This window comes from Mycobacterium sp. TH-M82, from assembly GCF_057473605.1.
On the sequence record NZ_JBYCKY010000579.1, the window covers coordinates 1 to 6487 of the forward strand.

The window sequence follows — 6487 nt, forward strand, 5'->3', positions numbered from 1 at the left end:
CGCTGGGCATCGGGTTGGCCGGCGGCTGGGTCGGGCGTAAGACCGCGGAGGTGGTCGAGGCGTTCACCACCTCGAAGGTGACGTTGTCCACCAACGGCAACGCTGAGGAGCCCGGCGGATTGTTCGCCAAGGTCGCCGCCGCGGTGGGCGACTCGGTGGTGACCATCGAGTCGGTCAGCGATGACCAGGGGATGCAGGGCTCCGGCGTCGTCGTCGACGGGCGGGGCTACATCGTCACCAACAATCACGTCATCTCCGAAGCGGCCAACAACCCCAGCAAGTTCAAGACCACCGTGGTGTTCAACGACGGCAAAGAGGAGCTGCCCAACCTGGTCGGCCGCGACCCCAAGACCGACCTGGCGGTGCTCAAGGTGGACAACGTCGACAACCTGACGGTGGCCCGGTTCGGCGACTCGGAGAAGCTGCACGTCGGCGACTTGGTGCTGGCGGTCGGCGCGCCGCTGGGGCTGCGCAGCACAGTCACCCACGGCATCATCAGCGCGTTGCACCGCCCCGTTCCGCTGTCGGGTGAGGATTCCGACACCGACACCGTCATCGACGCCGTCCAGACCGACGCGTCGATCAACCACGGCAACTCCGGTGGTCCGCTGATCGACATGGACTCCAACATGATCGGGATCAACACCGCGGGCAAGTCACTGTCGGACAGTGCCAGCGGGCTGGGATTCGCGATTCCGGTCAACGAGGTGAAGTCGGTTGCAGAAGCCCTGATCAAAGACGGCAAGATCGTCCACCCCACGCTGGGGGTGAGCGCCCGGTCGGTGAGCAACTCGATGGCATCGGGCGCGCAGATCGCCAACGTGAAGGTAGGTGGCCCTGCGGAGAAGGCCGGCATGCTGGAAAACGACGTGGTTGTCAAGGTCGGCGACCGCACCGTTGCAGACGCGAACGAGTTCGTCGTCGCGGTACGGCAGCTGCCCATCGGGCAGGAGGCCCCGATAGAGGTGGTTCGCGACGGCCGGCATGTCACGCTGACGGTTATCCCTACCCCCGACGGTTAGATGGACGGGTAGATGTTCGCCAACGTCGGCTGGGGGGAGATGCTGGTCCTCGTGGTGGTCGGGCTGGTCATCCTCGGCCCGGAGCGGCTGCCGGGCGCAATCCGATGGAGCGCTACCGCACTGCGGCAGGCGCGTGACTACCTCAGTGACGCCAGCCGCCAGCTGCGCGAAGAGATCGGCCCGGAGTTCGACGATCTGCGTCAGCCGTTGAACGAGCTGCAGAAATTCCGGGGTATGTCGCCGCGGGCCGCGCTGACCAAACACCTGCTCGACGGCGACGATTCGCTGTTCACCGCGGTCAGCCAGCTCGCTGATGGACCTGGCGCCACCGGTACGGCGCAATCACCCGGCGCGGGTGCACCGAGTTCTTTCGAGGGCCCGGCGGAAACGTCGACACCGTTCGACCACGACGCGACCTGACCGATCTTTGCGACCTGGTGACCGGCAGCCATACGAGACCGTCCGACTGGCTAAATTGCTCACTGTGCCCGTGGGTTCAGCAGAGGCGAATGGAGGTCGGACGAGGTGAACCCTTCACCCTTAGACCAGCTGGCGGCACTGTTGGCCCCGCTGGTGGTGGCTGTGCTGCTGGCGGCCCTCGCGCGGCGCCACAACATGTCCGCACCGCTGCTGCTCGTGATTGCGGGGCTGGCGCTCGGGACGATTCCCGGAACCCCCGACATCACCCTGCAACCCGACCTGGTGTTGTTCGTCATCCTGCCGCCGCTGTTGTGGTCGGCCGGGCTGGAAAGCTCCTATGTCGACATCCGCCGCAACCTGCGACGCATCGGGCTGTTGGCGATCGGCCTGCCGCTCGCCACCACGGTCGCGGTGGGAATCGTCGCCCACTACACCGTGCCCACGTTGACCCTGGCGAGTGCCCTCACCCTGGGTGCGATCGTGGCGCCGCCTGACGCGGTGTCGGCGATCGCCGTGGGCCGCCGTGTCGGGCTGCCCCGCCAGGTGATGGCGCTGCTCGGCGGGGAGAGCCTGCTCAACGACGCGACCGCGCTGACCGCCTACAAGGTGGCGCTGGGCGGGGCGATCGGTACCGTCGTCAGCTGGCGTCACGGGCTGGCCACCTTCACCTTGGCTGCGGTCGTCGGTGTCGCGGTCGGTGGGGTGCTGGGCGTCGTCATCGTCTACCTCCGCTCCCGGTTAGACGACCCGCTGGTGGAAAGCGCGGTCGGGCTGATCGCACCGTTCGTGATCTACCTGGTGGCCAACCAGCTCAACGGCTCCGGTGTGCTCGCTGTCGTGGTGGCCGCCATGATCCTGGGTCAGCGTTTTACCCGAATGCACTACGCCACCCGGCTGCAGGACCGGGCGGTATGGCAGGCGATGCAGCTGGTGCTGGAGTCATTCGCGTTCCTGCTGATCGGCCTGCAGTTACCCGCCGCCGTGCAGGACCGGCATGGGGTCGCCACCTCGACGCTGGCGGTGGCGTCGGCGGCGGTGTTTTCGACGGTGCTGGTGGTCCGCATTGTCTGGGTGGTGTTCTTCGCCTATGTGCCACGGCTGCTGTCGGCTGGGATCCGGCAACGCGAGCCGGCGCCCACCGGTGGGCAGGTTTTCATCCTGGCGTGGGCGGGCATGCGCGGCGTGGTGTCGTTGGCGGCCGCGTTCGGTGTGCCGTTGACGACGCTGGCGGGAACGCCGCTCGCGGGTCGGCCGCAGCTGGTGTTTTTGACGTTCGTGGTGGTGGTCGGCACCCTGCTGCTGCATGGGCTGACGCTGCCGTGGCTGGTCCGCAGACTGGGCGTACACGGTGACGAGGCACGCACTGACGCGATCGCCGCGGCTGTCGCGCAGGACAAAGCGGCCCGGGCCGCCGCCGACCGCCTCGACGAGGTGCTCGCGGCGGTGGAGGTGTCGGCTGCCGGTGAGCGCTTCATCGAGGAGCTGCGGGGATGGAACGCCCGCCGACGCAATAGCGCCCAGGAACGCTTGCGGCGTGTGCACAACGAGTCGGCCACCGGAGAGACCGCCGCGGTCACCTTTCGCCGGTTACGGCTGGAGATGCTGGCCGCCGAGCGGAAGACGTTCATCGCCGAACGCAACAGCGGACAGATCGATGACGAGGTGCTGCGGACGGCGCTACACGGACTGGACCTGGAAGAAGCGACGCTCGACCTCGGCGGTTAGCCCTGACTCACCGCTGGGTCTGGCCGGTGTCCAAGCCCAACGACATGCCGACCAGGCCCCGACCGCGGGTCGCCAGGCCGTCGGCGATCCTGCGCAGCTCCTTGCCGGCTGTCGAGTCGGGCATCAGCACCACCGGCGTCCCGGAGTCACCGGCGGCCACCATGGTGGCATCGATCGGCACCTGGCCGAGCAGCGGCACATCCCTGCCCATCGCGCGGGTCAGCTGTTCGGAGACCCGCTTGCCGCCGCCCTCACCGAACAGGTGCATGGTGGTGCCGTCGGGCATGGCCAGGCCCGACATGTTCTCCACGACGCCGATGACCTGCTGACGGGTCTGCAGCGCGATCGCACCGGCTCGCTCGGCCACCTCGGCGGCGGCCAGCTGGGGTGTGGTCACCACCAGCAGTTCCGCCGGCGGCACCAGCTGGGCCACCGAGATGGCGATGTCGCCGGTGCCCGGCGGCAGGTCGAGCAGCAAGATATCCAGGTCACCCCAGTACACGTCGGCCAGGAACTGCTGCAACGCCCGGTGCAGCATCGGACCCCGCCACACCACCGGGGTGTTGCCCTTGGTGAACATCGCGATCGAGATCACCCGCACGTCGTAGCCGATCGGCGGCATGATCATCGACTCCACCTGCGTCGGCAACGCGGTGACGCCCATCATCCGCGGCACCGAATGCCCGTAGATGTCGGCGTCGAGCACACCGACCGAAAGTCCGCGGCCCGCCAGCGCGACGGCCAGGTTGACCGTCACGCTGGATTTGCCCACCCCGCCCTTGCCGGAGGCGATCGCATACACCTTGGTCAGTGACCCAGGCTGGGCGAAGGGGATGACCGGCTCGGCAGTGTCGCCCCGTAACTGTCGGCGTAGCTCGGCGCGCTGCTCGTCGCTGAACACATCCAGACTCACCTTGATCGCGCCCGTCTCCGGCACATCGCTGACGGCCCGGGTGACCATGTCGGTGATTTGGGATTTCATCGGACAGCCGGCGATTGTCAGATAGATCGTGACGTGCACGCTGTGGTCAGGAGCTATCTCGATGCTCTTGACCATCCCCAGATCGGTCAGCGGACGCCGGATGTCGGGGTCCAGCACCGTGCCCAGTGCCGCGTAGACCTTGTCGTGCAGACCGGCGGTGCCGTCGGGTGTTTTCGACATCACAGCCGAGTCTAGGTCAGCGACCGCCACCGTTGAACTGTGATCTCAATCAGCCTGGCGGACTGGGCGGTGGCACGGCGTACGGCGGCATCGGCGCGGGCGCCGCCGGGACCGGTGGCACGGCGTACGGCGGCATCGGCGCGGGCGCCGCCGGCGGCTGTGGCTGCCCCGGCTGCCCAGCCTGCGGCTCGAGGCAGATCAAGCCGCAGGTCGCGATCGAAGAAGGTGCCTGGGCGGGATGCAGCCAGGATGGCAGCCAGGACCAGCCTTGCTGCTGGCTGCTCGTCGCGGGTTGCTGGCTCAAGTCGATCAGCGGTATCCGCGCCATCGGGTCAGCGGGCGCCAGCCCGTGGGCGTTGAGCGGCGAGTCCGGCCCGAGACCCTCCGGCTTCTCCAGGTGCAGGTCACCGAGCGGCGGCGGGGGCCCGATTATCGGCGGCAGATCCATAGGTACCACCCCGGTGGTGTACGCAGCAGCCCAGCCCAACACGTTGCGTGCGTACGGCATTGAGTTGTTGTAGCGCAGGACAGCGGCCATCACCTGCGACTGGTCACGCAGGTTCAGTCCGCCGCTGCACAGATACCGCGCCGCCGCCAAGGTGGAGTCGTAGAGATTCTGCGGATCCGCCTGACCGTCGCCGTCGCCGTCCGCGGCATAGCGTGCCCAGGTGCCGGGCAGGAACTGCATCGGCCCGATGGCTCGGGCGTAGACGACTCGGCCAGCGGTGGCGCTCTCGACGATGACCTCGTTGCCGGGTAGCGAGCCGTCCAGCACCGGCCCGTAGATCGGCTCGGCTGCGGTGCCGCGTGCGTCGGTGGCGCCGCCGTTGGCGTGCATCGACTCGATACGGCCGATCCCGGCCAGCAAGTTCCAACTAATCCCGCACTCCGGGCTGGCGACACTCATTTTCTGCTCGGCGTTGCGGTAGGCCGCCAGCGCCATCGCCGGAATCCGCAGTGTGCCCGGCGAATACACCAGTGTCGCCGGTGGCGGTGCCGAGCTGGATGCCTCCGCCACGTGGAAGCTGCTCGGCGGACGTTCGACGGCGACCACGGCCGGGCCGGAAGAGTAATCGGGGGTGGACGCGACGGCGGCCAGCGGGGTCACCCGGGTAACGCTGGTGTCACGCAGCCGCAGCGCTGCCGCGGGTGACCGGGGCGTCGCGCCGACAGCACCGGCGAACACCAGCGGGGTGATGACGGCCAGTCCGAACGCCGGTCGTGCGACGCCCGCTAGGCGGCGCCACCCGGTAGTGCGGGTCCGGTGTGCCTGCACGCCGTCCCCTCTACGCACTCGGCCCCCAGTCGTCCGTCGTGGTGAAACCGCAGGCACCCGGAGAGCGTGGCGCATCGGCTTCGATGAACTAGGTCACCATACCTAAACCAGATGGTGTCAGAAGCGTTATCGAACGGTTCTCTTGCGCGCCGTTTGGTTCAACCCAGGCCGTCGGATTGATGGTCCGCAGGCTCGAGGGTGGCCGGGTCGGCATGGGGTTTGCCGGTCGGCAGGCGCTCGAGTAGTTCACGCAGCCGCTCCAGCTCGTGGTGCAGGTAGTCGCGGGTGGCCACCTCGCCGACCGCCAGCCGCACCGCGGCCAGTTCGCGGGCCAGGTATTCGGTGTCGGCTTTGGTCTGCTCGGCTCGGAGGCGGTCCTCCTGAAGGCTGATCCGGTCCCGGTTCTCCTGCCGGTTCTGGGCCAACAGGATCAGCGGTGCCGCGTATGCGGCCTGGGTGGAAAAGGCCAGGTTGAGCAGGATGAACGGGTAGGGATCCCAGTGCAGGCTGACCGCGAAGACGTTGAGCAGAATCCAGGCCACCACCACGAGGGTCTGGACGGCCAGGTAGCGGCCGGTGCCGAAGAACCTTGCCACCGACTCCGTGATCCGGCCGAGCGCATCGGGGTCCACCCGCAGGGTGGGCAGCCGCGACGTGCGCGGAGTGTAAAGCCTTTGCCGTGCCGAGTGATCGGTCACCATGACCCTCCCGACGGGGTCCCGGCGACATCCAACGCCGGCTCGTCGATGCTTTCCCGCCAGTCGTGCGGCAGCAGGTGGTCCAGCACATCGTCGACGGTGACCGCCCCCAGCAGGTGGTTCTGCTCGTCGAGCACCGGCCCGCAGATCAGGTTGTAGGCGGCGAAATAGCGGGTCAGTTCGG

The 6487-nt window shown here is 68.0% G+C and carries 6 protein-coding genes and 1 pseudogene; 3 read left to right on the forward strand and 4 right to left on the reverse strand.

Translation table 11 applies throughout. The features are described 5' to 3' along the window. The 3 genes from AC2VON_RS17435 to AC2VON_RS17445 all read left to right on the forward strand — a co-directional run. The coding region (locus AC2VON_RS17435; protein ID WP_486954074.1) for a S1C family serine protease at window positions 1-1022 on the forward strand (1022 nt) is incomplete at its 5' end. A gap of 12 nt (window positions 1023-1034) precedes the next feature. Beyond that, on the forward strand, window positions 1035-1442 hold the full coding sequence (gene tatB / locus AC2VON_RS17440; RefSeq protein WP_486954075.1) for a Sec-independent protein translocase protein TatB: 408 nt from the start codon (window positions 1035-1037) through the stop codon (window positions 1440-1442). A gap of 105 nt (window positions 1443-1547) precedes the next feature. Then, window positions 1548-3167: a Na+/H+ antiporter gene (locus tag AC2VON_RS17445; RefSeq protein ID WP_486954076.1), complete on the forward strand. Its 1620-nt coding sequence runs from the start codon at window positions 1548-1550 to the stop codon at window positions 3165-3167. Window positions 3168-3174: 7 nt separating this feature from the next. On the opposite strand, the gene AC2VON_RS17450 is transcribed toward AC2VON_RS17445, so the two are convergent. The 4 genes and pseudogenes from AC2VON_RS17450 to AC2VON_RS17465 form a co-directional block, all read right to left on the reverse strand. Further along, on the reverse strand, window positions 3175-4329 hold the full coding sequence (locus AC2VON_RS17450; protein WP_486954077.1) for an Mrp/NBP35 family ATP-binding protein: 1155 nt from the start codon (window positions 4327-4329) through the stop codon (window positions 3175-3177). Between the two features lie 49 nt (window positions 4330-4378). Continuing rightward, window positions 4379-5623: a lytic transglycosylase domain-containing protein gene (locus AC2VON_RS17455; RefSeq protein ID WP_486954078.1), complete on the reverse strand. Its 1245-nt coding sequence runs from the start codon at window positions 5621-5623 to the stop codon at window positions 4379-4381. A 140-nt stretch (window positions 5624-5763) separates the two neighbouring features. Then, the gene (locus AC2VON_RS17460; RefSeq protein WP_486954079.1) at window positions 5764-6303 is read right to left on the reverse strand and encodes a DUF1003 domain-containing protein; all 540 of its coding nucleotides are present in this window, start codon (window positions 6301-6303) and stop codon (window positions 5764-5766) included. Continuing rightward, window positions 6300-6487 (reverse strand): annotated as a pseudogene (locus AC2VON_RS17465) (magnesium transporter); the annotation flags it as partial. The gene AC2VON_RS17460 and the pseudogene AC2VON_RS17465, both read right to left, overlap by 4 nt.